The organism is Panacibacter ginsenosidivorans (assembly GCF_007971225.1).
GTDB lineage: Bacteria > Bacteroidota > Bacteroidia > Chitinophagales > Chitinophagaceae > Panacibacter > Panacibacter ginsenosidivorans.
This window is the reverse complement of the sequence record NZ_CP042435.1, coordinates 834,494-859,488: the sequence shown is the minus strand read 5'-3', so window position 1 is coordinate 859,488 and position 24,995 is coordinate 834,494. Positions and strand designations below refer to the sequence as shown.

Below are 24,995 nucleotides of genomic sequence, written 5' to 3'. Positions count from 1 at the left end.
TCGGAACTTTATTTATCAGTGAAAAGTGAAAGGGCAAAAGTCAAATCATTTTCGCGATTTCACTTTTTATTTTGTCTATTCATCTGCTACTGTCCGCATAGCAGCACAAGAGTGCGACGCAACGAAAGATTCATGCCTATTCTAATGTTGGGCTCAAAAATATTTATTCCCATTTAAAAACTTTGATGGCTACTGCATATAACAGTACGCCCCAGATAAGCAACACACCTACATCTTTCCAAACATCGAATATAGTGGCGCCTTCAAAAGATATATCACGCATGGCATTGTTGAAATGTGTTAGTGGTAACAGATTACAAAAAAATTGCAACCATTTTGGAAACACATCTATTGGAAAGAATGTGCCCGATAGCAGGAATTGAGGAAATGTAAAAAGGTTTGCAAATGGTGGAATGGTGCTTTCGTTTTTTGCTACGTTACTTACAATAAATCCATAACCCATGAAGACAATAAGGCCAAGTAAAGACAGTAACATTAACTCAATAAACGTTACAACGCCATGCACCAGGGTAAAATGAAAACCAAATACACCTATTGTTACAATAACAACAGAAGCGATCATTTGAAATAAAACACGGCTCATCGCTTCACCCAAAACAATGTAGGTTCTTGTAATTGGTGTTGCAAAAAATCTTTTTAAAACTAACTGCTGCCGAAGATTAAAGAATAAAAAAGCAACCCCAAAAACACCGGCACTGAGCAATGAAAAACCAAGCTGTCCGGGAAGTATAAAATCTATTTGCCGGTAAACACGTCCGGGAACTTTTTGAACTTCTTTATCAACAGTCGCAATCGTTTCCGCGTTAGGATACACTGCATTATTGATGTTGCTGATAACTGAATTTAAAATCGATTGCAGTATTTGAAGATCCTGTGTTTTTACGGCTTCAGAAGTTTTAAGTTTTACTAAGTAAGCTGGGTTTCCAGTATTTTTTTTGATAGAAATGAATGCAGTAAGATTGCCTTTTTCAAGGTCTTCGTTTAACAGGCTATCGGGTTTGTCAACAAAATGAATTCCGGGTACATTACTGATAGCGGCGTAAACGGGGTTTGTAGTATCGCTGCTTTTATCCAGCGCCACATTTACAGAAAATCCTCCTCCTTCGCCAATAAAACCAAACACCAGAATAAAGATCATGGGAAATCCAATGCTAAAAATTACTGCTGATGGACTGCGAAAAGTTGCTTTAAGACTCGCTTTTGTAATGGAGAACATTGCTTTTGCCTGACTATATTTAACTTCCATATCCCTTGTTATTGAAGCGCAAAACTATTTTATAATCTAACCGGTACAAAAAAATATAAAAAAGAAATTTAAATTAAAAGACAAATGACGTATATTTGTACGACAATTGACGGTTATGGCAAAAAATATTAAACCTAAAAAATACAATACAGGTTCTCCTGCAGCCGTAAAGGTTGATGAACCTGTTGCAGAATACAGAGCAACTAAAAAGAGATTGCCTGTTGTAGCTGATTATCCTTATAGAAAATTTGAAAAAATTGCTGCGTTAATTCCTTTTACGCAAAAAGAGTGGTCTAATATATTGCACCTTTCTGAAAGAACTTTGCAAAGATATTCTAAAGATAACAGTAGTTTTGAAGGTATCTATGTAGATAGGATACTTCAGATTGAGCAAATGATACAGATGGGGCTTGAAACATTTACAGATGCTGAAGCCTTTTACAAGTGGTTGCACAGGGAGAAGAAGGTATTAGGGCAAGTACTCAATTTTGAATCGTTATACAGTACACAAGGGATACAAGATATTACAGACCAGCTTGGAAGAATTCAATACGGCGTTTATACATGATAGTTTACAGATTTTCGCATCCAAAATATGCTGATGATATTTCAGGAAATGGTGCCAGGCTTAAGGGTGGCAGATGGAATTTACCCGGTACGCCTGTAGTCTATACCAGTGAAAGCATATCTCTCGGTTTACTCGAAGTACTGGCGAATGCAAGTACTTTAGAGCAATTACAATTAATTCAATTAATAGAGATCGAAATTCCAGATAACATAGGCATTCACGAAATAGCTGTAGGGAAATTAAAAAAAGATTGGTGGAAAGATTTTGAATATACACAATGGATGGGAACTACGATTATGAAATCCAATGCGCCACTAATTATCAAATGTCCATCTGTAGTTGTAGAGCAGGAAAATAATTTTTTACTAAATCCTGCACATGAATCTTTTAAAAAGATAAAATTAAAGGCGAGAAATAATTTCAGGTTTGACGAAAGACTCTTTAAAGTTTAATTGACTGTTAGATCAAAAGGCAGCCTGGATTGAGGTGTTTTAATCATCTCTTTTATTTTGTTTACCTGTTGCAGCATGTTATATTGATCTTTCCCAATTTTATTTTCAATGGTTTTTTCGCTTGCTGATTCAGTATAAGAACTGACATTTGTTAATTCCTCCCAAAACGATTTCTTTTCAGGATATTCTTTTAACCAGTAGCTCTTACTTTTTGCCATTCTTGCTGCACAATTAACGGCATCCTGTAAAGTGCCTGTTCTGTCAACAAGTCTCAAAGAGATAGCACGTTGACCAGTATAAACATGACCCTGTGCTATACTGTCAATAAAATTAATATCAGTTTTTCTGCCATCAGCAACACGCTGTTTGAAAGTGCTATAAATTGAATCTATAGATAACTGCAAAAATCTTTTTTCCGGTTCGGTAAGTGGGCGGTTAATGCCGCCCATATCTGCATAAGGTGCAGTTTTAACGCCATCGAAAGTGATGCCGAGTTTATCGTTGAAAAGTTTCTGCATATTAGGGAGTAAACTAAATACACCAATTGAGCCGGTAATAGTGCTTGCATCTGCAAAAACAGAATCAGCATTGCAGCTAATATAATAACCTCCGGATGCGGCATAATCACCCATACTAACAACAACCGGTTTTTCTTTTTTTGCAAGCGTTATCTCTCTCCAGATCGCATCACTCGCTAACGAACTACCGCCTGGTGAATTAACACGAAATACGATCGCTTTTACATCATCATCCAATCTTGCTTTTCTGATAAGTTCCACGAAATTATCACTGCCTATTTCCCCATCCTGACCTTTACCACCTACTATATCTCCGGATGCATAAATTATTGCGATCTTGTCATCTCCTTTGCTATTTTTGAAATTTACTGCTTTTGCATATTTACCCAATGAAACAAAATTGATCTTATCGGCTTCTTTAATGTTTAGTTTTTTTATTAGTTCATCTTTTACTTCATCGTCATATTTTAATCCATCTACCAATTTATTTGCTAAAGCATCAGAAGCAGTTCTTATGGTGCCGTCAATAGAAAGCTGATGTAACGTAGCCGTATCAATTTTCCTGGCCTGAGCTGTTGTTTCGAGAAAAGTTGCGTACAGATCGTTAAGCATATCTGTGGTCTGAAGGCGATTAGGATCAGACATTTTTGTAAAACGGAAAGGTTCTGTAGCACTTTTAAATTTACCTGCATAAAATACCTGTGGCTCTACGCCAAGTTTATCCAACAAACCTTTCATGAACAAAAGTGTTACTGAAAACCCGTCCCAATCAATACCACCCTGAGGATGACAGTAAACTTTATCTGCTGCTGTAGAAACATAATATGACTTTTGGTCCAATGTTTCTCCATAAGCAATTACAAACTTTTTACTTTCCTTAAAATCAACTACAGCTTTACGTAACTCTTCACTGGAAGCAAAACCGTTAGCGTTATAACCACCTTTTATATAAAGACCCTTAATAGTACTATCTGTTTTTGCATAATGCAACATGCGCACTACATCATATAAACCGGGTGCATTACCAGATTCATTACCAGATAATGCAGAAAGTGGATTATCTTTTTCCTGCTCGTTATATGCAACATTCAGATCTAACACCAAAACACCTTTTGAGCCAACCTGCGGTTTATCTGGCTGTAAAACACTTGTCAGTATCCAGAAGCCAATAACGATTGCAAGTAAACTGAAAATGGTCAATGCCACGAACGAAGCAAAAAATATTTTTAGGAAACTCTTCATAGTTCTCTTTTGTGCATTTCAAAAATAAAGATATTTGAACCCTTTTACTATTTCTATTTATGAATAAAGCATACCTGCTGACAGGCGGCAATTTAGGCAACCGTTCGGACAATCTGTTAACGGCGTATAATTATATTAAACAATACTGTGGCGAAATAGTTCGTAAATCGTCTATATATGAAACAGCCGCATGGGGTTTGGAAAATCAGCCTGACTTTTATAACCAGGTACTACTTATTAATACAGAATTAAAGGCTCACAAACTTATTGAAACATTATTGCGTATAGAAAACATAATGGGACGGGAACGGGCAGTGAAGATGGGCCCACGCACCATTGATATTGACATTCTTTTTTTCAACAACGATATTATTAACGAGCCCAACCTTATAGTTCCCCATCCACGCATGCACCAAAGACGTTTTGTATTGATGCCACTTGCAGAAATTGCTCCCGATTTCGTACATCCTGTTTTTAATAAAAGCGTGGCCCAATTACTCGAAGAATGTGCAGATACCCTGAATGTGTATAAAATTGATTCCAACAACTGATTGCAGCACTTAATTTTGAATATCAGCCTTTTTGATGAAGACGACATTTTGTTAAGAGCAGTTATGAAAATAGGTTAGTTATATTTTGCTGCGTAAAGAAATAAAGCAGAAGAGTGCGACGCAAGGAACGAAGCACATTGATTTGTTGCCTGGTTCAAAAAAAGAAAAATCCGGTTCACTAATGAAATATCATTTCATAGCCATTGAAGGAAATATTGGAGCAGGTAAAACAACGCTGGCGCATTTGCTGTCGAAGAAACTGAATGCACGTTTGGTTTTAGAAGAGTTTGATGAAAACCCTTTTCTGCCAAAGTTTTACGAGAACCCGAAGCAATATGCTTTTCCGCTTGAATTATTTTTTATGGCAGAGCGTTATAAGCAATTGAAAGATATGCTGCGTACAAAAGATATGTTTCAATCGGTAACCGTTTCTGATTATTTGTTCACCAAATGTCTGTTGTTTGCAAAAGTAAATCTGCCTGAAGAAGAGTTCCGGTTGTATCAAAAGCTGTTTGATATTATGCACCAGCAGATCATTTTTCCCGATATAGTTATTTACCTGCATGCGCCTGTGGCTAAATTGCAAAAAAATATAAGGAAGCGCAACCGCAGTTACGAGCAAAGTATACCTGATGAATATCTCTTTAACATACAGGAAACATATACAGGTTATATAAAGCAGCACAACATAAAGACTATTTTCATTGATGCATCCAGCGCGGATTTTCTTGACAATGAAAAGCACCTGAAAGTAGTGCTGGATGCGTTAGAGAGCGATCTTGATGACGGGCAGCATTATTTTACATTACCGTGAATTTTTGTGAACCCGGCTTTTATTTTTCATAGCATCAACTGTTGCGTCGCACTCTTGTACATTTGCACTTTTATCTACAGAGCGGGTATTAATTTTTATTCATGTCATTAACCAGAAAGCAGGATCCTTTAGAAGCGGTAAAAATACCAGAGTACAGAAGCCTTATGGCCGGCCGTTTTATTTTCATTATGGGGCTACGTATGATGGGTACATTGGTTGGCTGGTGGATATACAATTTGACAAATGACCCGTTGGCAATTGGTTTGGTTGGTTTGTCTGAAGTAATTCCTGCCGTTTCGCTTGCACTATACGCCGGTCACGTAATTGATCTCAGCGAAAAAAGAAAAATGATATTACGCGGCGTGTTGATCTATGCACTATGTGCATTGATTTTATTAATGCTTTCTACAAAATTTACATCAGCACATTTAACTAATCACTGGATAGCGGTTTGTATATATGCAGTGATATTCTGCACAGGCATTACACGTGCATTTACAGGGCCCGTGTTTGGAGTACTTGTTGCGTATATCGTTCCAAAAAATATACTGCAGAATGCAACCACGTGGAACCAGGGTGTATGGCTTACTGCATCTGTAGTTGGCCATGCGATGGGAGGATTACTAATATCGTATGCAGGAATAACAGGAACATTAATAGTGATCTGCTCACTTATACTGGCAGCTTTTTTTGTAATGCTGCAACTAAAACCCAAACCAGCATTAAACGAACCCGGCGAGAAGAAAACATGGGATAGTGTAAAGGAAGGCCTGCGTTTTGTTTTCAAAACAAAAGAAGTGCTTGGCGCATTATCGCTCGATCTTTTTGCAGTGTTGTTTGGTGGTGCTGTTGCCATGGTGCCTGTGTATGCAAGAGATATATTAAAAGTTGGTGCAATAGGTTTTGGTTGGTTGAATGCAGCAATGGATATAGGTTCTATTTGTATTGTGGTAATGCTTACAGTATTTCCATTGCAACGGCAGCAAGGGAGAAAATTATTTTTTGCAGTAGGTGGTTTTGGTACCTGCATTATCATATTTGCATTGTCAAAATTTTTCTGGCTCTCATTTTTTGCATTAATGCTAAGCGGTATGCTCGATGGTATAAGCGTTGTAATTCGTGGTACTATTCTTCAATTGAAAACGCCGGACAATATGCGTGGCCGTGTCATGAGTGTCAACAGCATGTTCATTAATTCAAGCAACGAACTCGGTCAGTTTGAAAGTGGCGTTGCAGCAAAAATGCTTGGTGTTGTTCCTTCTGTGGTGTTTGGTGGATGTATGACCTTATTAGTTGTAATTACAACATGGTTTAAAGCGCCAAGTTTAAGAAAGATGGAATATTAGTTTGCAGGCTATTGTTTTTTATGGCATCACCGGTTGTGTCACTCACTTGTACTTTTATATTTTATGGCAACAGCTTTTCCAGCACATAATAAACAATAGGGCAGAAGGTGGAATTCTTCAAAGTAATATTTGGTCTTTTTAAAATCACATCTTCATCCGTATAAGGAAAGCGGTGACAGTCAGAAGGCCTTACATCGTAAATACTGCAATAATTATCTTCACCAAGAAATGGGCAGGGTTTGCTTTTTACTACGTAATCACCATCTTCATCAATTCTCAGGTAGGTTTCTATAAAATCACTTTCACGCATTTTTAAATGCTTGCTTATACGTTTTATATCAGGTGTTTTAAAACGCGGCGAGTAATTTCTGCAGCAGGCGGCACATTCCAGGCAATTTATTTTTTGAAAAGCTTCTTCATGCAGATCGGGTAATTGTTTCAAAACTTTATTCTTGTCGGCACGATTCAGGAATTGTCTGTATTGTTTCTGGTGGTCTGTAGACTTTTTTTGCCAATTATGTAAAATATCCTCTTTCATGCTTTCAGAAAGTTTTAAATTACTTTTTTGAAGATTTGTATTTCCTTTGCCCAGACAAATTTGAGGCTTTTCAGTTAATTAACTGCAGCCAACCCCTTACAACATGGAAAGTATAAGAGAGCAATGGCTCATTATTTTATCAACACCTCTATATCTCCTCATTATAGGAATAGAAATTCTATTGACGCATCTGCAGCACAGAAAGTCTTATACAGTTAAAGATACGGTTGCCAATGTTTACCTGATGCTGCTGAACGGAGGTTTAGATCTTATTTTCCGTATTGTTTCTTTAACAGTATTGAGTTGGTTTTACAGCAGATCGGCTATAACCTGGCAATCTGCAACTGCATATTGGTTATTACTTTTATTGTCAGAAGATTTTATTTATTACTGGTTGCACAGGTTTGATCATGAAGTACGATTTTTTTGGGCCACGCACGTTACGCATCACAGTTCGCAAAAAATGAATTTTACAGTTGGTTTCCGCTCTTCTGTATTTCAGCCTTTATATAGATTTATTTATTTTATTCCGCTTGCCTTGTGTGGGTTTAAACCACTGGATATAGCTTTTATTTATTCCGCCACACAGATATGGGGCATTTTTGTGCATACTGAGCTGATCAAAAAAATGGGTTGGATGGAATATATTTTTGTAACACCTTCTCATCACAGGGTACACCATGCTTCTAATCCTAAATATCTCGATATGAATATGGGTATGTTCCTGATAGTCTGGGATAAATTTTTTGGCACATTTCAACCTGAATTACCAGAAGAAGAATATGCTCCGTTAAAATATGGTCTTACAAAAAATGTGGAAGAACAAACTCCGGTCAATATTGTGTTTCATGAATGGAAACAATTATGGAAGGATGTAAGGATAAAGGATATAAGCTTTAAAGAAAAATGGAATTATATTTTTGGCCCGCCGGGCTGGAGCCATGATGGCAGCCGGCAAACAAGTGAACAGATGCGTGAAACAGAAAAGCAAGATTGGGGTTATAATAATATTACAGTCGAAGGCGATAATAGCGAAGATCTTCAAATAGCTACATTGTTTGCAAAGGAACCTACCCGTGAAAATAAATGATGACCATCTTGTTGCTGCATAAACAAATACAGTACAAGTGTGCGACGCAACAGGTGATGCTTTTAGATGTAATAGCCGGGTTCATAAATACAAAAACTATGAACTCTAAACTCTCCTTATCTTCGGTACGATAATAGAATAATGAAATACCTGCGAAGATTTTTTCAATACCTGTATTGTGTTTATGCATTAATAACTTTCGTTATTATTATGTTTACTGCATTGCCTTTCGTGGTGGTGTTTTCATTCTTTGGTATAAGAGGGGGCAATATTGTATATATAATTTGTAACATGTGGGCAAGGATCTGGTATGGTTTTATTTTTATAAGGCATAAGGAAATATATGAAACGGCACATGATAAAACAAAGCAATACATTTTTGTAGCAAATCATAGTTCATATATGGATATACCAGCACTTGTACGCTGCATGCACCAGCCTGTAAGGGTTTTAGGAAAACATGAAATGGTGCATTATCCTGTTTTTGGGTGGATATATCGCGCAGCTGCAATAATTGTTGACAGGAGCAGCCCGGAAAAAAGAGCCAAGAGTGTAAGAGCATTGAAGGCTGCTTTAAAACATGGTATTTCCATTTTTATTTTTCCTGAAGGAACTTTTAATGAAACAGAAGAGCCACTAAAAGATTTTTATGATGGTGCTTTTAAAATTGCCATTGAAACACAAACACCAATAAAGCCTTTGTTATTTGTAGATACGATTGACAGGATGCATTGGAGTGGTATTTTTGAATTAACACCTGGCAGGTCAAGAGTTGTGTACTTGAATGAAATTTCAGTGGATGGATACACAGTAAGAGATATGCAAATATTAAAAAGGCAAGTGTATGATAAAATAGAAGAGGGCCTGAGAAAGTATCGTAAATTTAAAACAACGGGTATAAGTGTAAAAGATATGGCCGGTGAAAAAGAGTAATAATGAGTGCAGCTGCAAATAAAATAAATAATAGTTCAGATCTTTTTTCGCAACGGCAAACGGGTGTGTTGTTTGCTGAAATAATTATTCCCCTTGCGTTACCACAGAATTATACATGGCTTATTCCATTCCACCTGCAATCATCTGTACAAACTGGTTCGAGAGTAGAAGTACAGTTAAGAAATAAAAAATATGCAGGAATCATCAAGACTTTGCATACAAATAAGCCTGCTGCATTTGAACCTAAGGAAATACTCAATGTGTTGGATACTGAGCCATTGGTATATCCCCGGCAATTACAATTATGGCAGTGGGTAGCTTCATATTACATGTGCAGTGAAGGTGAAGTAATGCATGCTGCAGTGCCTTCTAATCTTAAGCTTTCCAGCGAAAGTATATTGCTGTGGAACGAAGAGCACGGCCTTGATTTTAGTGATCTTAACGATGAAGAATATCTTGTTGCAGAAGCGCTGGAATTAAAGAAAGAATTACGTTTAAGTGAGGTGCAGCAGATATTGGATGCTTCTCATGTATATCCGGTTATAAAAAAACTGATCGATAAAAAAGTTTGTTATGTATGGGAAGAGCTTAAAGATAAGTACAAGCCCAAAACAGAAACATATATAGCACTCAATCCAATTTATTTCAATGAAGATAAATTAGCTGATCTGCTTAATAATTGGAGTAAAGCACCAAAGCAGCTAGAGTTGATGTTGGCCTATTTACATATCATTAAATCGGAAGGAGAAGTAACACAGACTGCGTTATTAAAAAAGGCAAATGCAAGTTCTGCACAATTGAAAGGCCTGATAGATAAAAATATTCTTATTGCAGAAAAGAAAGATGCCAGCAGACTGCCAATGCTGCCAAGAAATGTATCGGTTGAATTTGTTTTGTCACCAGCACAGGAAGAAGCTTTACAGAAAATAGAACAAACATTTATTGATAAACAAGTTTGTCTTTTGCATGGTATAACATCGAGTGGTAAAACACAATTGTATGTAAAGCTTATTGAACAATATATCAAGCAAGGTAGGCAGGTATTGTATATGCTGCCGGAGATCGCATTAACAGCGCAGATAATACGAAGACTGCAGAAACACTTTGGCGGCAATATAGCTATTTATCATTCTAAGTTTAATCCCAATGAACGTGTGGAGATATGGAATAAGGTAAAGCATGGTGAGGTAAAAGTAGTGTTAGGCGCAAGATCCGCGTTGCTGCTGCCCTTTAAAGATCCGGGACTTATAATTGTTGATGAGGAACATGATACTTCTTATAAGCAGCATGATCCTGCCCCACGCTACAATGCAAGGGATACAGCTATTTACTATGCTTCTTTGTTTAAAGCAAAAGTATTACTTGGCAGCGCCACGCCTTCAATGGAGACTTACCATAATGCTCAAAATAATAAATATGGTTTGGTAGAATTGAATGAACGTTTTGGTGAAGGAAAGCTTCCTGATATTGAGATCGTTGATCTTAAAACAGTTGTTACCAAAGATAAAAGCAAACCAATGTTTTCTTTGCAGATGAAAACTGCGATTGAAGCATCCTTACATGAAAAAAAGCAAGTTATAATTTTTCAAAACAGGCGTGGTTATACGCCTTATATGATATGCAGCGTATGCGGATGGATACCGCAATGCCAGCATTGTGATGTAACGCTTACCTATCATAAGTCTAAGAATAAACTTTCCTGTCACTATTGCGGCACCAATTATCCTGTTTTGCAAACATGTGCTGCATGTGGCAGCCACAACTTTATACAAAAGAATTTTGGTACTGAAAAAATTGAAGAAGCGATTGTTGAAGAATTTCCCTCAGCCCGTGTGGCACGCATGGATTACGATAGTGTAAAAGGAAAACATGATCATGATAACCTGATAAAAATTTTTGAACAACAGCGGCTGGATATTTTAGTGGGTACTCAAATGGTGGTAAAGGGGCTCGATTTTGAACATGTAAATCTTGTAGGCATTCTTGATGCAGATGCATTGCTCAGCTTTACAGATTTTCGTGTTAATGAAAGAGCTTACCAGTTAATGGAACAGGTAAGCGGACGAGCAGGTCGCAAAGATGACAAAGGGAAAGTCATTATACAGGTTACCAACACAAATCATCCTGTGTTAAAATTTGTGCAGGCTCATGATTACAAAGCGTTGTACGATTTTGAAATAGATAACCGTAAATTATTTTTTTATCCTCCTTTCTCCCGCCTGATTCATATTACATTTCGTCACAGAGAAACGCATCTTGCCGAAGAGGCTGCAAACCTGCTGGTGCAAGGTTTGCCAACATTGCATAAATATATTACAGGTCCTGCCGAGCCTGTTGTAAACCGTGTACGCAATCAGTATTTGTGGGATGTATTGTTTAAACTTCCTAAAGATGCTCATCTTATCAATCAATGCAAGATGCAATTACAGCAGCAGGTTGTAATTATTCAGAGCAATAAAAGATACAGGAGTGTAGATATTATTATTGATGTAGATCCGGTATGATTTTTATGAGCCAGACATAAGCAATGCTATTAAACTTTTGTTGCGTCGCACACTTGTGCACTTTAAACATTAGCCGGCAATATTTTTTGCTGTAATAATTCTACTACAACTGAGTTTATTTAATTGTTACAAACAAAGGGAGCTGCCATCTATTTTTATAACGACGGTATTGCTGTTCTTTTGCAGCTGTAACACATGATCAAGGACAAAGATCGGTATTACAAGTTTTCAAGAATTGGTTAAAGCCTGTCTATTCCTGGACGGGCTTGTTTTTTATTTGCTCATTTGTTTATTGCAGTACAAGTGTGCGACGCAAGGAACGCCTGATAGTAGTAATGCAGCGTGGTTTAAAAAGATTATTCTACTACTTCTTTCTAAAAAATAATCTCATGGGTACACCACTGAAATTGAAATTGCTGCGCAACTGGTTTTCGAGATAATTTTTGTAAGGTGTTTTAATATCATCAGGGAAATTGCAAAAGAACGCAAAGGAAGGAACGTGCGTTGGTAACTGCGTTACAAATTTTATTTTCACAGAATGACCTCTTACCACAGGTGCATGATAAGATTCAATAGCTTTCAGCATTACTTCATTTAGTTTGCTGGTAGGTATTTTACGTGTTTTACTTTCGTAAACATCCAGCGCTGTTTCTATTACTTTAAAAATGCGGGTCTTTTCTTTTACTGAAATAAAGATCACAGGAACATCGTTAAACGGCGCCAGTTTTTCTTTTAATTGTTTCTCATAATCACGGGCAGTGTTGGTAGCTTTCTCAACCAGATCCCACTTGTTTACCAGCACCACAATGCCTTTGCCTTTCCTGGCTGCAAGTGAATAGATGCTTACATCCTGTGCCGTAATACCTTTGGAAGCATCAAGTATGAGCATACAAACATCTGCTTCATCCATGGCACGTATGGCACGTATTACGGAATAAAATTCAAGGTCATCTTTTTCTTTACTCTTCTTACGAAGACCCGCTGTATCAATAAGAATAAATTCTTTGTTGAAAAGATTATAGTGCGTATGAATAGTATCTCGGGTAGTGCCTGCAATGTCGCTTACAATAGTACGTTCTTTGCCTATCAGCGCATTCAATAATGAAGACTTTCCCACATTTGGCTGACCAATGATTGCAAATTTTGGAAGTGGGTTTTCATCTTCTTTATCTGCATCTTTTTCAGGAATAAAAGCTGCAACAGCATCCAGTAATTCACCTGTACCACTGCCGCTCATGCTGCTTACAAAATATACATTTTCAAAACCCATGCTGTAAAATTCTGTACCTGACAGCATCCTGTCATTATTGTCAACTTTATTTACGGTCAATAAAACGGGTTTGGAGGAGCGACGCAAAAGATCAGCCATATCATCATCAAGATCGGTGATACCAACCGCTGCGTCAGTCATGAATATAACCGCATCAGCTTCTTCAATAGCAATCTTTACCTGCTTGCGTATCTCTGTTTCAAACACATCTGCACTGCCTGCCACAAAACCACCAGTATCAATAACGTTGAAAGATTTGCCATTCCATTCAGCAATACCATATTGACGATCTCTTGTAACACCACTTACATCATCTACAATGGCCTGGCGTTTTTCCAATAAACGGTTGAATAAAGTGCTTTTGCCTACATTTGGTCTGCCTACTATTGCTACTGTAAAACTCATGATTTTTAGATTTCAGTTTCCAGGTAACAGGCTCAAGGAAATCACATCGAAAACCTGATCGCTGATACCTGAAGGCTTTTTAATATCCATATTCTTTCAAATGCATTTCATTGTCTCTCCATTTAGGTCTTACTTTTACGAAGAGCTGCAAAAATACTTTTTGTTGAAGAAATTTTTCGATATCCTGTCTTGCCAGTGTACCTATTTGTTTTATCATCTTGCCACCTTCGCCCAATAATATTCCTTTCTGACTTTCTCTTTGTACTATTATATCTGCCTGTATTTTTACCAGTGTTTCTTTCTCTTTAAATTCATTTACCATTACTGCCGTGTGGTAAGGTATTTCATCTCCAAACAATTCAAAAATTTTCTCTCTTACCATTTCGCCGACAAAGAATTTTGTGGGCAGATCGGTCATATCATCTTCCGGATAAAATGGTTCTCCTTCTGGTAAAAATTCAAGAATAGCATTTATTAATTCCTGTATGTTATCATTTTTCAGTGCTGATATTTTTACCAGCTTTTTACAATAAGGTTGCTGACTATAAAAATTTTCTGCTGCTGTAATTCTTTTCTCACCGATCTTATCAACCTTATTCAAAACTACAATAGCCGGAACTTTTAATTTCAGGGAAGTAAACAGGTTATTGTTTTCTTCCACACCTTCTGTCGTATCAACAAGCAGTAATGCCACATCTGCATCTTCTAATGCACTTTTTACAGACTGCATCATTTTCTCCTGCAGTTTATAACGTGGCTCAATAATGCCCGGGGTATCAGAAAATATGATCTGGTATTTTCCGGGTTCTGTTACAAAACCTTTTATACGATGTCTTGTTGTTTGCACTTTTGGTGAAACAATAGCCAGCTTTTCGCCGAGCAATGCATTTAATAAAGTGCTTTTGCCTGCGTTTGGCTTACCAAATATGTTTACGAATCCTGCTTTCATTGTTAACCGCAAAGGCCCAAGATTGCCGAGTTGTTTTATTGTTCAATAAAGTTATAAAAGTACAAGAGTGCGACGCAACGGCAGCTTAATACTTTTACTGCACCCTGGCCCATAATTGTATAAAAGAAAAAAGCCTCACAAAGAGGCTTTTACTTTTAGTTGCGAGGGAAGGGTTCGAACCTCCGACCTTCGGGTTATGAGCCCGACGAGCTACCGCTGCTCTACCTCGCGATATATAATTTTACTTATTGTTTCGCGATTTGGGGTGCAAAGATAGGAGCAGGCAGGTTACGAACCAAACTTTTTAAACGCTTATCAGTCTTTTTTCTTGATGCTCGATCCGCCACTTGCATCAACACTGGTTATAACGCCGGTTCCTTTATAATTGATAATAGAACCGCCACTTGCATCCGCTTTCAATTCTTTATTCACAGAAAGTGAGATGATTGAACCGCCACTTGCTTCCACTGCACAGGTGTTTACTTCAAACTCAAAATCTTTAAAAATACTTCCACCACTTGCATCAATATTTATACTGTTAAATGAACCATCAATTTTATAAATGCTGCCACCGCTGAGTTCTGCATCCATTTTATTCCCTTTTATTTTTCCTTCTATAATACTGCCGCCGCTGGCTTCACTTTTCAGATCGTTTACAGAAATTTCATCTGTAATTTTTGCGATTGAACCGCCCGATGCATCTAAATAATCAAGGTCTGTCACCGTTACATAAGCCTTCAGTTTTTTGTTACCCCAGTTCCAGTTATTCCACATTTTGCCATCTACACGGATCTTTAAAATACCATCCTTTACTTCTGTAATGATGCGTTCCGTATATTTTTCATCTTCAGCACTAACAGCTACGGCCTGTTCTTTGCCTTGTGAGAGATACAATACAATACCACTACCCACAGCAACACCATGAAAACTGCTTACTTTTCTTACCTGCGCATTGGCATCATACACAAGATTCTGCGCATGTAGAGTGCCCATTATCATTAATGTAAAAAGGCTTCCTATAATTTTTTTCATTGTTTAATTTTTAGGTGGAACGGCTGACATGAAAAATTGTTACAGCTAATTTAAAATTTCTGTTATTACTTTGCAGCTATAACGGTAAGATATTTGAAATGATTTGTTGACGATCTGTATTACTGCTATCATCGCCTGTTGTGTCACTCACTTGTACGGCTGGTAATACTAATCAGCAATTATTCAACCATTTTTACTATTTCCCGGGGTGCTTCCTTCAATGGAGGCTGAGATTACACCCGTAGAACCTGAACAGGGTAATGCCTGCGAAGGGAAGGTGAACACTACATGCATGTTCCTCTCCATCAGCAATTTTCCCTGTTCCCAAATTATTGAACGAAAAAATGAGTATTATGAAAAAGCTTTTGGGAACATTAGCAGCTTTTGTGCTGGCTGTAACAACATTTGCACAAGTCAACATTTCCGGAACAGTAAAAAACAAAGAGAACAAACCACTGGAAGGCGCTACCGTAACCTTGCGTATCAATGACAAAAAAGAAAGGACGGCACTTACCAATAATGCCGGTAGTTTTGAATTTACCAACGTAACTGCTAATGCTGTCTGCAAACTGGTGGTGGAATATGTAGGTATGCAAAAAGAGGAAGAAAGTTTTACCACGACAGACAATAAAACTTTCGATATAGTTTTAAATGATCTTGCCTTTTTACTTGAGCCATTGGAAGTAAAAGCTATTAGGGCTTCTGATAGAGCACCATTTACAAAAACAGATATTTCGAAAAAGGATCTTGCAAAACTCAACCAGGGACAGGATATTCCATTCCTGTTGAATCAAACACCATCGGTAGTCGTAAATTCTGATGCCGGTACCGGTATTGGTTATACAGGCATTCGCATACGAGGCTCAGACGCCACACGCATCAATGTTACGCTCAATGGAATTCCTTATAATGATGCAGAGAGCCAGGGCACTTATTTTGTTGACCTTCCTGATTTTGCTTCTTCAATAAATTCTATACAGGTTCAAAGAGGCGTAGGAACTTCTACAAATGGAGCAGGCGCATTTGGCGCTACCATTAATATGAGTACCAATGAATTCAATGAGACTGCTTACGGAGAATCCAACAATAGTTTTGGCTCTTTTAATACCTGGAAGAATACAATAAAGGTTGGCAGCGGTTTAATTAGTGATCATTTTACTATTGATGCAAGACTTAGTCGTATAAGTAGTGATGGCTATGTTGACAGAGCAAGCAGTAATCTGCAATCATTTTATTTCTCTCCTGCTTATACCAGTAAGAATACTTCAATAAGATTGAATGTTTTTTCAGGTAAAGAAAAAACGTACCAGTCATGGTATGGCTTGCCCGAAGCTTTGCTGCAAACAGACAGAACCTATAATGCTGCAGGAACAGAAAAACCGGGTGAGCCATACGATAATCAGACAGATAATTACCAGCAGGATCATTACCAGTTATTCGTGAACCAGGTTTTGAATAGCAGTTGGAGTTTAAATGTTGCTTCTTTTCTAACAAGAGGAAAGGGTTATTATGAAGAGTACAAGGCTGAGCAATCTTTTGAAGATTATGGATTGGAAAATGTAGTTATTGGTTCAGAAACGATAACCGCTACAGACTTAGTAAGAGATCGCTGGCTTGATAATTATTTCTATGGGCAGATTTTTTCCTTGCAATATAAAAAAGCAAAAGATGAATTGACTGTAGGTGGTAGCTGGACCAAATATGATGGTAAACATCACGGCGATATTATTTGGGCGAATGTTGGCATACCTAAAGATTACCGATATTATTTTTTAACTGCCAATAAAAATGATGCAAATGTTTATGCCAAATGGTTGCATCAGGTAAGCAGTAGTTGGAATGTGTTTGCAGACCTGCAATATAGAAGAGTGGTGCATGATATGAATGGGTTTGAGGATAATCCTGAATTGATGATCAAACGTAATTTTAATTTTGTAAATCCAAAAGCAGGTATAAGTTATTTCAACAACGGCTATCATGCTTATCTCAGTTATGCTTTAGCGCATCATGAACCCAACCGCGATGATTTTGAAGCTAACCCATCACAGCAGCCTGAATATGAAACATTGCATGATGTTGAATTGAGTATTGATAAAAAAACATCACAATTTAACTGGGGTGCCACTTTTTATTATATGTATTATAACAACCAGCTGGTGCTTACAGGTAAGATCAATGATGTGGGTAGTTATACAAGAACAAATGTTCCCGGCAGTTACAGGATGGGTGTGGAATTGCAAGGTGGGGTTGTGATCGATAAGTGGGTGAATGCTGCTGCCAACCTGAGTTTGAGCAGGAACAAAATAAAATCATTCACAGAGTATATTGATGACTGGGATGAAAACAAACAGCAAAGTGTTGAACATAGTAATACAAACATCTCTTTTTCACCTTCTGTAATTGCAGGTGGTAGTATAAATATTTTACCTTTTAAAAATACAGAGCTGAGTTTATTAGGGAAATATGTTGGCAGGCAATATATGGATAATACACAAAACAAGAACCGCAGCCTGAATGATTATTATGTGCAGGATATAAGGGCTATTTATAATGCAAAAAATGTGTTGTTTAAAGAATGGAATTTTATACTGCAGGTGAATAATGTGTTCAACAAAAAGTATGAACCGAATGGTTATACCTATCCTTATTTTTATGAAGGATCATTGGTGAATGATAATTATTATTATCCAATGGCAGGGACCAATTTTATGCTTTCTGTAAATGTGAAATTGTAGTAATTAATTATTGAATAAAATAAATAGGCATGAAAACTACGCAGCAATAGCCGCGTAGTTTTTCCAGCTGACTTTATCAAAATATTTATGCTTTTAAATAAAATGCTTATGCATACGATCAATTGTTCCATTGGCTTCTACTAAAGCTGTATAATGTTTTTTGTTATCTTTAAAATGCACTTTGTATTCATCTTTTGTTATGCCTTTGGAATCTTTTATTATTTCCCGGTCTTTTGTAATTATTGCTCCTGTATGTTTCTGCATAATTGCATCGGTAACAGCAGCAGGTAATTGAGCATCCTTAATTTTATCTTCATAACTTATAAGAATTCCTTTGCTGTCATAATTAGCTTTTTCGTCATACCCTTTACCAGCAAGTGTTACAATATACCTTGATGGTGTTTCATCATTTTCATCATTCGTGGCATCAGTAAAAACGGTGAGATTTTTTTTGACTTCTATTTTAGCCGGAACTGTTGCACAGAGGTCTTTAAACTGATTTGATAACAGGTTTAATTTCATGTTTGAGGCAGGTGTAGTAAAGCTTATTTTTTTACCACCTGCAGAAGCAGCAGATACTATCAATATTATTGCAGCAGCGGAAAGCATTATTCTTTTCATTGTTTTTGTTTTTAATGATCTAAAGATTTTTAAAACAGTACTACGATGAAAAGAAAAATCGTTGGTTTACTTTAATTAATTGTATTAACCGTGCATTAACGTTAAGAGAAAAATATAATAAAAATGAAAACGAAATGCTGCTATAAAAACAGGACGTACAAGTGAGTGACACAACAAAAGTCTAATAGTAATACTGCAGTTAAGTTCTATTTCTAATTTAATTGCACAGAAGGTAGTCGGTACAACTGACCATCGTATACAAATAATTCTTCAATGGTATAATCCCAGTATTTATACAGAGGAGACTTGGCAAGATAAGTATCAATTTCAGCTTTAGTTTCCGCATTGATGGTGATCCAAACGGTTTGAGATTCCATGCTTACAGCATAACTATCAATAATATTTTTATTGATAAGATAATTGATATAGGTACGATGAGGCGGAACAAGATTCATGAATTGTTCATCCATATCAAAATGAATGATTGCCTGGAATTTTTTCATAACACACAATTTTTAATCAGGGCAGGCTATCGTTAAGGATTAAATTTTCCAATCAACTATGTTGTTGGAAAAATCAGCACGGTACGGTGTAGTGATACGAATATAATTATCAGTATAACCTTCCATCATGCCGTTCTTTTCATGGCTTTCAAACAACACTTTACGGGTTTGTCCGCTGTGTTGTTCAGTGAAGAACTGCATCTTCATATAACTCAAGTTACGTAAAATTTTATTTCGTTCGTGGCGCATATTAACCGGAACCACCGGTTTTATTTCAAGCGCTTTTGTATTATCTCTTTCTGAGTACGTAAATACATGCAGGTAAGAAACATCCAGCGAATGAAGAAACTCAAATGTTTCGTTGAAATCTTCTTCTGTTTCACCAGGAAAACCAACGATCACATCCACACCAATACAACAATGCGGCATTAATGTTCTAATCAAGCCAACACGCTCGGCATACAATTCTCTTTTATATCTTCTGCGCATGGCAGCTAAAGTTTTGTTACTGCCGCTTTGCAATGGAATATGAAAATGTGGCATGAACTTATTGCTGTTGCTTACAAATTCAATGATCTCGTTTGTTAATAGATTCGGTTCAATAGAAGAAATGCGGTAACGTTCTATACCTTCAACCTCATCCAATTGCTTTATTAATTCAAAGAAATTTTCTTCGCGGTTATTAATACTGATCGTTTCGCTAATCCCATCCGGCCCTTTACCAAAATCGCCAAGATTAACACCAGTCAACACAATTTCTTTTACACCATTCGCGGCCAGTTCTTTTGCATTGCGTAAAACATTTTCAATAGTATCGCTGCGGCTTTTACCACGTGCCATCGGAATGGTGCAGAAAGAACAATTATAATCACAACCATCCTGCACTTTTAAAAATGTTCTTGTTCTGTCATTTAAAGAATAGGAAGCATAAAAGCCACTTACAGTTTCAATATCGCAACTGGAAATTTTTGCTGAATCTCCTTTTGCAAGCTCACGTATATGTGCACCAATATTAAATTTTTCAGCAGCACCTAATACAAGATCCACACCGGGGATTTCTGAAATTTCTTTTGGTTTTAACTGCGCATAGCAGCCTGTAATTACAACCAGGCTCTCAGGAGATTTGCGTTGAATGCGACGCACCAACTGGCGACATTCTTTATCTGCATTGTCTGTAACAGAGCAGGTGTTGATCACATACACATCGGCAAGGTCATCAAAATCTTTTTTCTCAAAACCATCATTTTCCAGCATACGGCTGAGTGTTGATGTCTCCGAGAAATTGAGCTTACAACCCAATGTATGAAATGCAACTGTTCGCCTCTTTTCCATAAAGGCGCAAAGATAAGAAGGTTTGTGGTTTATCGTTTTTCGTTTAGCTTTTCACTTTTTAGGTTTTGGTAACCGGCTTTTGTGCATGTGGCATCTTCGTTGTGTCACTCACTTGTACTGCATATGTTAATTCAGCAATAGAGATATTTATTATTTTTATTGCTTATGAAAAAAGCATTGCCTTTGATTCTGCTGGTAGTATTGGCCGTTATTGCTTTGTCTCTTAAACAATGCAACAACATAACCAATGATGTAAGGCCAACAATAAAAAATAAAAAGCAAACAGATACTACACAGCAGGATTATTCAAAGCGCGGTTTAAACCGGAATCCATCTCATATTAATTACTCCAAACATGCACGGTGCCGTATGGATTGCCGGCATATTGATGAAGCTGAAGTGAAACAAATATTAAGAGAAGGAAAGATCAACTATACCAAAAGCGAGCTGAAAGGAGAGGACTGTAAAAAGAAATACGCTGTGGAGGGCAATACAAAGGATGATCAGAAAGTACGGATTATATTTGCACCTTGTGCAGATGAAGTAACAGTAGTAACGGTAATTGACCTGGGAAAAGAATGGGTGTGCGACTGTGAATAGTTCAACGGTTAATGTTTTTGTTGCCATTTTTAACGAATGATGAAGTGCTTGCGACGCAACGAAGACGCCATGAAAAGCTACTGCTGGTATCTAAAAACCTGCCATCTTAAATCCAAAATCCGAAATGAAAATCCTATTCTATTCTTAAAAATGATCTTCAATTTTCCACTTTACAATTTTTACGATAGGTTTGCGACACTTTTAAAAAACCAAAACCGGTATGAATTTTAAAAAGACCAATGTTATTACGGGTTGGATAGTAGGTTTGTTTGCCTGTACTGTATACATAATGACCAGCGAAGCTGGCGGCAGTTTCTGGGACTGCGGTGAATTTGTGAGCAGTTGCTTTAAACTCCAGATTCCCCATCCGCCCGGAGCACCGCTTTTTGTAATGCTGGGCAGGATCTTCGTTGTACTTTTTGGCGATGATCCAAATACGGCCGCCAAAGGTGTAAATGTAATGAGTGCACTGGCAAGTGGTTTCAGCATTCTTTTCCTGTTTTGGAGCATTACCCATTTTGCCAAAAAAATGGTGCAGCCTGATAATACAAAGCTGCTTACTTCTACGCAACTCGTAAGTATTATGGGTGCCGGTATTGTTGGTGCATTGGCTTATACTTTTTCCGATTCATTCTGGTACAGTGCAGTAGAAGGTGAGGTATATGCAATGAGTTCTTTTTTTACTGCGATTGTATTCTGGGGCATTTTAAAATGGGATAGTCAGGCCGATGAACCTGGCTCTGATAAATGGATCGTTTTTATCTTTTTCATGATTGGGTTGTCTATTGGTGTGCACTTGCTCTGTTTGCTTTGTATTCCTGCAATTGTGTTGGCATATTATTTCAGAAGAAGACACTTATTTAATTATACAGCCATTCGTAAATATTTTATCTGGACTATTATTATTGGCGGTGCCGCAGGATTTATATTGGCTTTATTAGGTGCACAGTCAGAGGTGAATGCGGATCGCGGCGTTACAATGGATGGTACAGTTGCAGCATTACTCTTGCTGGGTGCTGCCTTGGCAATCGGTCTTTTGTCTCTTATAGAACGAATAAACAAGGACAAAAAAGAACTGTATGGAGGCACTTATATATTTCTTGTTTTAGGTGTTATTATAATTGGTATAGTTCAGATTGGTGTAATTCAGTACACGATAAAAGGGGCCGGTCAGTTTGATATTTTATTTGTAAACAGTTTTGGCCTTCCATTCTTCTCTGGCTTTACATTTTTCTTTTTACTTATTGCTGCAGCTACCTGGTATGCTTTGCGATTTGCTGCTAAAAAAGGTTGGCCTTATTTGCGCCTGGCGGTTTGGTGCTTTGCATTTCTTTTAATTGGTTATAGTACCTATTTGACTACAATGATCCGCAGTAATGCTGATCCTTCCGTAGATATGTATAACGTTGATAACCCAATGAGCCTTGTGGGTTACTTAGGCAGGGAACAATATGGAGACTTCCCTATACTTTATGGACAAACATTTAATGCAAGCCCCGCTGATTATGCGCAGGGTTCTGCCAAATACACCAAATCAAACGGCAAATATGTAGCAAACGGAAACGATGTAAAATATGTTTACCGTAAAGAAGATAAGATGATTTTCCCACGCATGTGGGATGCCAGTAACGATCAGGGCCATGCCGATTATTACGCATACTTTCTGCAAATAGGTAAGGGACAAAATGGTGAGTATGAACGCGGTCCGACGTTTGGCGAGAATTTAAAATTCTTTGTAAGCTACCAAACATACTTTATGTATATCCGCTATTTCATGTGGAATTTTAGCGGTAAACAAGATGACCTTCAGGGTGTGTTTACAGGTAATGTAAGAGATGGCAACTGGATATCGGGTATACCAATTATAGACAATGCGCTTTACGGAGATCAAAGTGTGTTGCCAGACAGTCTTAAACAGAATAAAGCACATAACACCATGTTTATGTTGCCCTTTATTCTTGGGCTGATTGGTATGTTCTACCATTTTAAAAGAAAAGGCAGTGATGCACTGGTAAATATGATGTTGTTTATAGGTACTGGCTTTGCCATTATAATCTACCTTAACCAGCCTGGTTATCAGCCACGTGAACGTGATTATGCATATGTAGGATCTTTCTACGCTTTTGCTGTGTGGATTGGATTAGCTGTCCCTTATTTTATTGATCTTGCTTGTAAATGGGATAAGAAACTAATACAGGATGTACTCGTTGGTGGTTCTGTAGTGGCTTTTATATTTATGTTCTCTATTGGTCTTTCAGGTTATGGAGGTACAGCAGGTATTACTGTTGGCCTGGGTTTCTTTGTATTGCTTGCTGCTGTTGCTGCAGGTGTTCCTTTTATTTTAAAAGCACTAAAAAGTCCGAACATCATTACTTATGCTGCTTTGATCATTTCCCTGCTGGTGCCTGCCTTAATGGGGGCTCAGGAATGGGATGATCATGATCGCAGCAAAAAGCAATTGCCACGTGATATGGCCAAAGACTATCTTGAAAGCTGTGCGCCAAATGCAATTCTTTTTACTTTTGGTGATAATGATACTTACCCGCTTTGGTATGCACAGGAAGTAGAAGGAATACGTACAGACATAAGGGTTATTAATACAAGTTTATTGGGCATTGATTGGTATATTAACCAGCTTAGGTATAAAGTCAATAATAGTGATTCTATTGATGTGATCTGGACGCCGGCACAGATCGAAGGCCGTAATCGTGATTATATTATTTACCAGCCTAAACCACAGTTCCCTGAGAACAGATACTATGATCTGTACGACATGATGAAATCTTATGTAGGCAGCAATGATCCTGATAAGATGGTTGCCAATGGCGAAGATCAATACAACACTTTCCCTGTACGCAAGGTTTCTGTACCTGTAGATATCAATACTGTACGGGCAAATGGCACTGTAAATGCAACAGACAGTGTAGTAAGTGAAATGCGTTTTGATATTCCTCCAAAGAATGCGTTAATGAAAAATGATCTTGCTGTGCTCAACATTATTGCAGCTAATAAATGGAAACGTCCTATTTATTTTACTATGCCTTACGATGATCTTGGTTTCCAGAATTACTTAAGAAAAGATGGTATGACGTATCGTTTGGTTCCTGTAGAGAATTCTTCTGTAAATACCGATTGGGTATACAAGCTTGTAATGGATCCCAAAAAATGGGGTTATGGTAATGCAAACCTGCCTGGTGTTTATTATGATGAAGAGAACCGCAGGCATTTGAACGACATAAGAAAAACAGATATAGAGCTTGCTTATGATCTTATTATGAAAGGTAGAAAAGAAGATGCCCGAAAGGTATTGGATCGTACAGACAAAATGATATTGCAGGAAAATCTGCCTTACGGAATGGCATCCCGCAATAACGATCACAACAGGCTGTCTATGGCATTTCTTGAAGCCTGCTATCGTTCTGATGATACGCAACTGGCTGCAAAAGTATTGGCTGGCGTAAAGAAAGACCTTCAGCAGCAGATGCGTTATTATGATGCGCTTACAGATCTGAAGGCGGAAAATATGGATTATGAAAAACGCAATACTGCAAACCTTTTGCAACAGCTGGATCAGATAGAAAAAGAATATACAGGTTCCAAAGGCGCAAATCCCGACTTGAATAATGGCGTTATTGGCACAGACTCAAATGCCTTACCAAAAGATACTAATAAATAAAGCTTATAGGCACTTAACAAATAAGATCCCTGCATGATAAAATGCGGGG

General features: G+C 37.5%; 20 protein-coding genes, 1 tRNA gene and 1 riboswitch. Of the genes, 11 read left to right on the top strand and 10 right to left on the bottom strand.

Translation table 11 applies throughout. From position 1 onward, the window contains the following. Positions 1 to 163: 163 nt before the first annotated feature. The gene (locus tag FRZ67_RS03540; protein ID WP_147188217.1) at positions 164 to 1,267 is read right to left on the bottom strand and encodes an ABC transporter permease; all 1,104 of its coding nucleotides are present in this window, start codon (positions 1,265 to 1,267) and stop codon (positions 164 to 166) included. 115 nt (positions 1,268 to 1,382) lie between these two features. Here FRZ67_RS03540 and FRZ67_RS03535 point away from each other — a divergent pair, with 115 nt between their 5' ends. Both FRZ67_RS03535 and FRZ67_RS03530 read left to right on the top strand, forming a co-directional pair. Beyond that, positions 1,383 to 1,835, top strand: a complete 453-nt coding sequence (locus tag FRZ67_RS03535; RefSeq protein WP_147188216.1) for an Xre family toxin-antitoxin system antitoxin — start codon at positions 1,383 to 1,385, stop codon at positions 1,833 to 1,835. Continuing rightward, on the top strand, positions 1,832 to 2,287 hold the full coding sequence (locus FRZ67_RS03530) for an RES family NAD+ phosphorylase (RefSeq protein WP_147188215.1): 456 nt from the start codon (positions 1,832 to 1,834) through the stop codon (positions 2,285 to 2,287). Before FRZ67_RS03535 ends, FRZ67_RS03530 begins: the two co-directional genes overlap by 4 nt. On the opposite strand, the gene sppA is transcribed toward FRZ67_RS03530, so the two are convergent. Further along, positions 2,284 to 4,047 carry a signal peptide peptidase SppA gene (sppA, locus tag FRZ67_RS03525; RefSeq protein ID WP_147188214.1) on the bottom strand — a complete coding sequence of 588 codons (1,764 nt, stop codon included), beginning with the start codon at positions 4,045 to 4,047 and terminating at the stop codon, positions 2,284 to 2,286. The genes FRZ67_RS03530 and sppA overlap by 4 nt on opposite strands. A gap of 59 nt (positions 4,048 to 4,106) precedes the next feature. Here sppA and folK point away from each other — a divergent pair, with 59 nt between their 5' ends. From folK to FRZ67_RS03510, 3 genes are all read left to right on the top strand, one after another. Beyond that, a complete protein-coding gene (gene folK / locus FRZ67_RS03520; protein WP_147188213.1) occupies positions 4,107 to 4,598 on the top strand; it encodes a 2-amino-4-hydroxy-6-hydroxymethyldihydropteridine diphosphokinase in 492 nt (163 codons plus the stop codon). Positions 4,599 to 4,779: 181 nt separating this feature from the next. Further along, positions 4,780 to 5,412, top strand: coding sequence for a deoxynucleoside kinase (locus FRZ67_RS03515; RefSeq protein WP_147188212.1), 633 nt, complete (start codon positions 4,780 to 4,782; stop codon positions 5,410 to 5,412). A 101-nt stretch (positions 5,413 to 5,513) separates the two neighbouring features. Next, complete coding sequence (locus tag FRZ67_RS03510) at positions 5,514 to 6,758, top strand: MFS transporter (RefSeq protein WP_147188211.1); 1,245 nt, start codon at positions 5,514 to 5,516, stop codon at positions 6,756 to 6,758. Between the two features lie 61 nt (positions 6,759 to 6,819). Here the strand turns inward: FRZ67_RS03510 and FRZ67_RS03505 are convergent, their stop codons facing one another. Next, positions 6,820 to 7,296 (bottom strand): YkgJ family cysteine cluster protein, encoded by a 477-nt coding sequence (locus FRZ67_RS03505; RefSeq protein ID WP_147188210.1) that lies wholly within the window; start codon positions 7,294 to 7,296, stop codon positions 6,820 to 6,822. Between the two features lie 103 nt (positions 7,297 to 7,399). Between FRZ67_RS03505 and FRZ67_RS03500 the strand changes: the two genes are divergently transcribed. From FRZ67_RS03500 to priA, 3 genes are all read left to right on the top strand, one after another. Further along, a complete protein-coding gene (locus FRZ67_RS03500; RefSeq protein WP_147188209.1) occupies positions 7,400 to 8,386 on the top strand; it encodes a sterol desaturase family protein in 987 nt (328 codons plus the stop codon). A gap of 141 nt (positions 8,387 to 8,527) precedes the next feature. Beyond that, complete coding sequence (locus FRZ67_RS03495) at positions 8,528 to 9,319, top strand: lysophospholipid acyltransferase family protein (RefSeq protein ID WP_147188208.1); 792 nt, start codon at positions 8,528 to 8,530, stop codon at positions 9,317 to 9,319. 2 nt (positions 9,320 to 9,321) lie between these two features. After that, the gene (gene priA, locus FRZ67_RS03490; RefSeq protein WP_147188207.1) at positions 9,322 to 11,823 is read left to right on the top strand and encodes a replication restart helicase PriA; all 2,502 of its coding nucleotides are present in this window, start codon (positions 9,322 to 9,324) and stop codon (positions 11,821 to 11,823) included. Between the two features lie 364 nt (positions 11,824 to 12,187). Here priA and der read toward each other — a convergent pair whose 3' ends face one another. The 4 genes from der to FRZ67_RS03470 all read right to left on the bottom strand — a co-directional run bounded on the left by der (position 12,188) and on the right by FRZ67_RS03470 (position 15,479). Further along, positions 12,188 to 13,498, bottom strand: a complete 1,311-nt coding sequence (gene der, locus FRZ67_RS03485) for a ribosome biogenesis GTPase Der (RefSeq protein ID WP_147188206.1) — start codon at positions 13,496 to 13,498, stop codon at positions 12,188 to 12,190. 79 nt (positions 13,499 to 13,577) lie between these two features. Then, positions 13,578 to 14,447 (bottom strand): GTPase Era, encoded by an 870-nt coding sequence (era, locus tag FRZ67_RS03480; RefSeq protein ID WP_147188205.1) that lies wholly within the window; start codon positions 14,445 to 14,447, stop codon positions 13,578 to 13,580. A 159-nt stretch (positions 14,448 to 14,606) separates the two neighbouring features. Then, positions 14,607 to 14,678 (bottom strand) — tRNA-Met (locus FRZ67_RS03475). 84 nt (positions 14,679 to 14,762) lie between these two features. After that, positions 14,763 to 15,479, bottom strand: a complete 717-nt coding sequence (locus FRZ67_RS03470) for a head GIN domain-containing protein (protein WP_147188204.1) — start codon at positions 15,477 to 15,479, stop codon at positions 14,763 to 14,765. 194 nt (positions 15,480 to 15,673) lie between these two features. Next, a riboswitch (TPP riboswitch) is annotated at positions 15,674 to 15,772 on the top strand. 60 nt (positions 15,773 to 15,832) lie between these two features. On the opposite strand from FRZ67_RS03470, the gene FRZ67_RS03465 reads away from it, so the two are divergent. Then, on the top strand, positions 15,833 to 18,214 hold the full coding sequence (locus FRZ67_RS03465; protein WP_147188203.1) for a TonB-dependent receptor: 2,382 nt from the start codon (positions 15,833 to 15,835) through the stop codon (positions 18,212 to 18,214). 93 nt (positions 18,215 to 18,307) lie between these two features. Here the strand turns inward: FRZ67_RS03465 and FRZ67_RS03460 are convergent, their stop codons facing one another. From FRZ67_RS03460 to mtaB, 3 genes are all read right to left on the bottom strand, one after another. Beyond that, the gene (locus FRZ67_RS03460; RefSeq protein WP_147188202.1) at positions 18,308 to 18,835 is read right to left on the bottom strand and encodes a hypothetical protein; all 528 of its coding nucleotides are present in this window, start codon (positions 18,833 to 18,835) and stop codon (positions 18,308 to 18,310) included. Between the two features lie 212 nt (positions 18,836 to 19,047). Next, positions 19,048 to 19,338, bottom strand: coding sequence for a hypothetical protein (locus FRZ67_RS03455; protein ID WP_147188201.1), 291 nt, complete (start codon positions 19,336 to 19,338; stop codon positions 19,048 to 19,050). Between the two features lie 39 nt (positions 19,339 to 19,377). After that, positions 19,378 to 20,670 (bottom strand): tRNA (N(6)-L-threonylcarbamoyladenosine(37)-C(2))-methylthiotransferase MtaB, encoded by a 1,293-nt coding sequence (gene mtaB / locus FRZ67_RS03450; RefSeq protein WP_147188200.1) that lies wholly within the window; start codon positions 20,668 to 20,670, stop codon positions 19,378 to 19,380. Between the two features lie 165 nt (positions 20,671 to 20,835). On the opposite strand from mtaB, the gene FRZ67_RS03445 reads away from it, so the two are divergent. Both FRZ67_RS03445 and FRZ67_RS23535 read left to right on the top strand, forming a co-directional pair. Then, the gene (locus tag FRZ67_RS03445; RefSeq protein ID WP_147188199.1) at positions 20,836 to 21,270 is read left to right on the top strand and encodes a DUF4258 domain-containing protein; all 435 of its coding nucleotides are present in this window, start codon (positions 20,836 to 20,838) and stop codon (positions 21,268 to 21,270) included. Between the two features lie 220 nt (positions 21,271 to 21,490). Further along, positions 21,491 to 24,946 (top strand): glycosyltransferase family 117 protein, encoded by a 3,456-nt coding sequence (locus FRZ67_RS23535; protein ID WP_225975498.1) that lies wholly within the window; start codon positions 21,491 to 21,493, stop codon positions 24,944 to 24,946. The last annotated feature ends 49 nt before the right edge of the window (positions 24,947 to 24,995 follow it).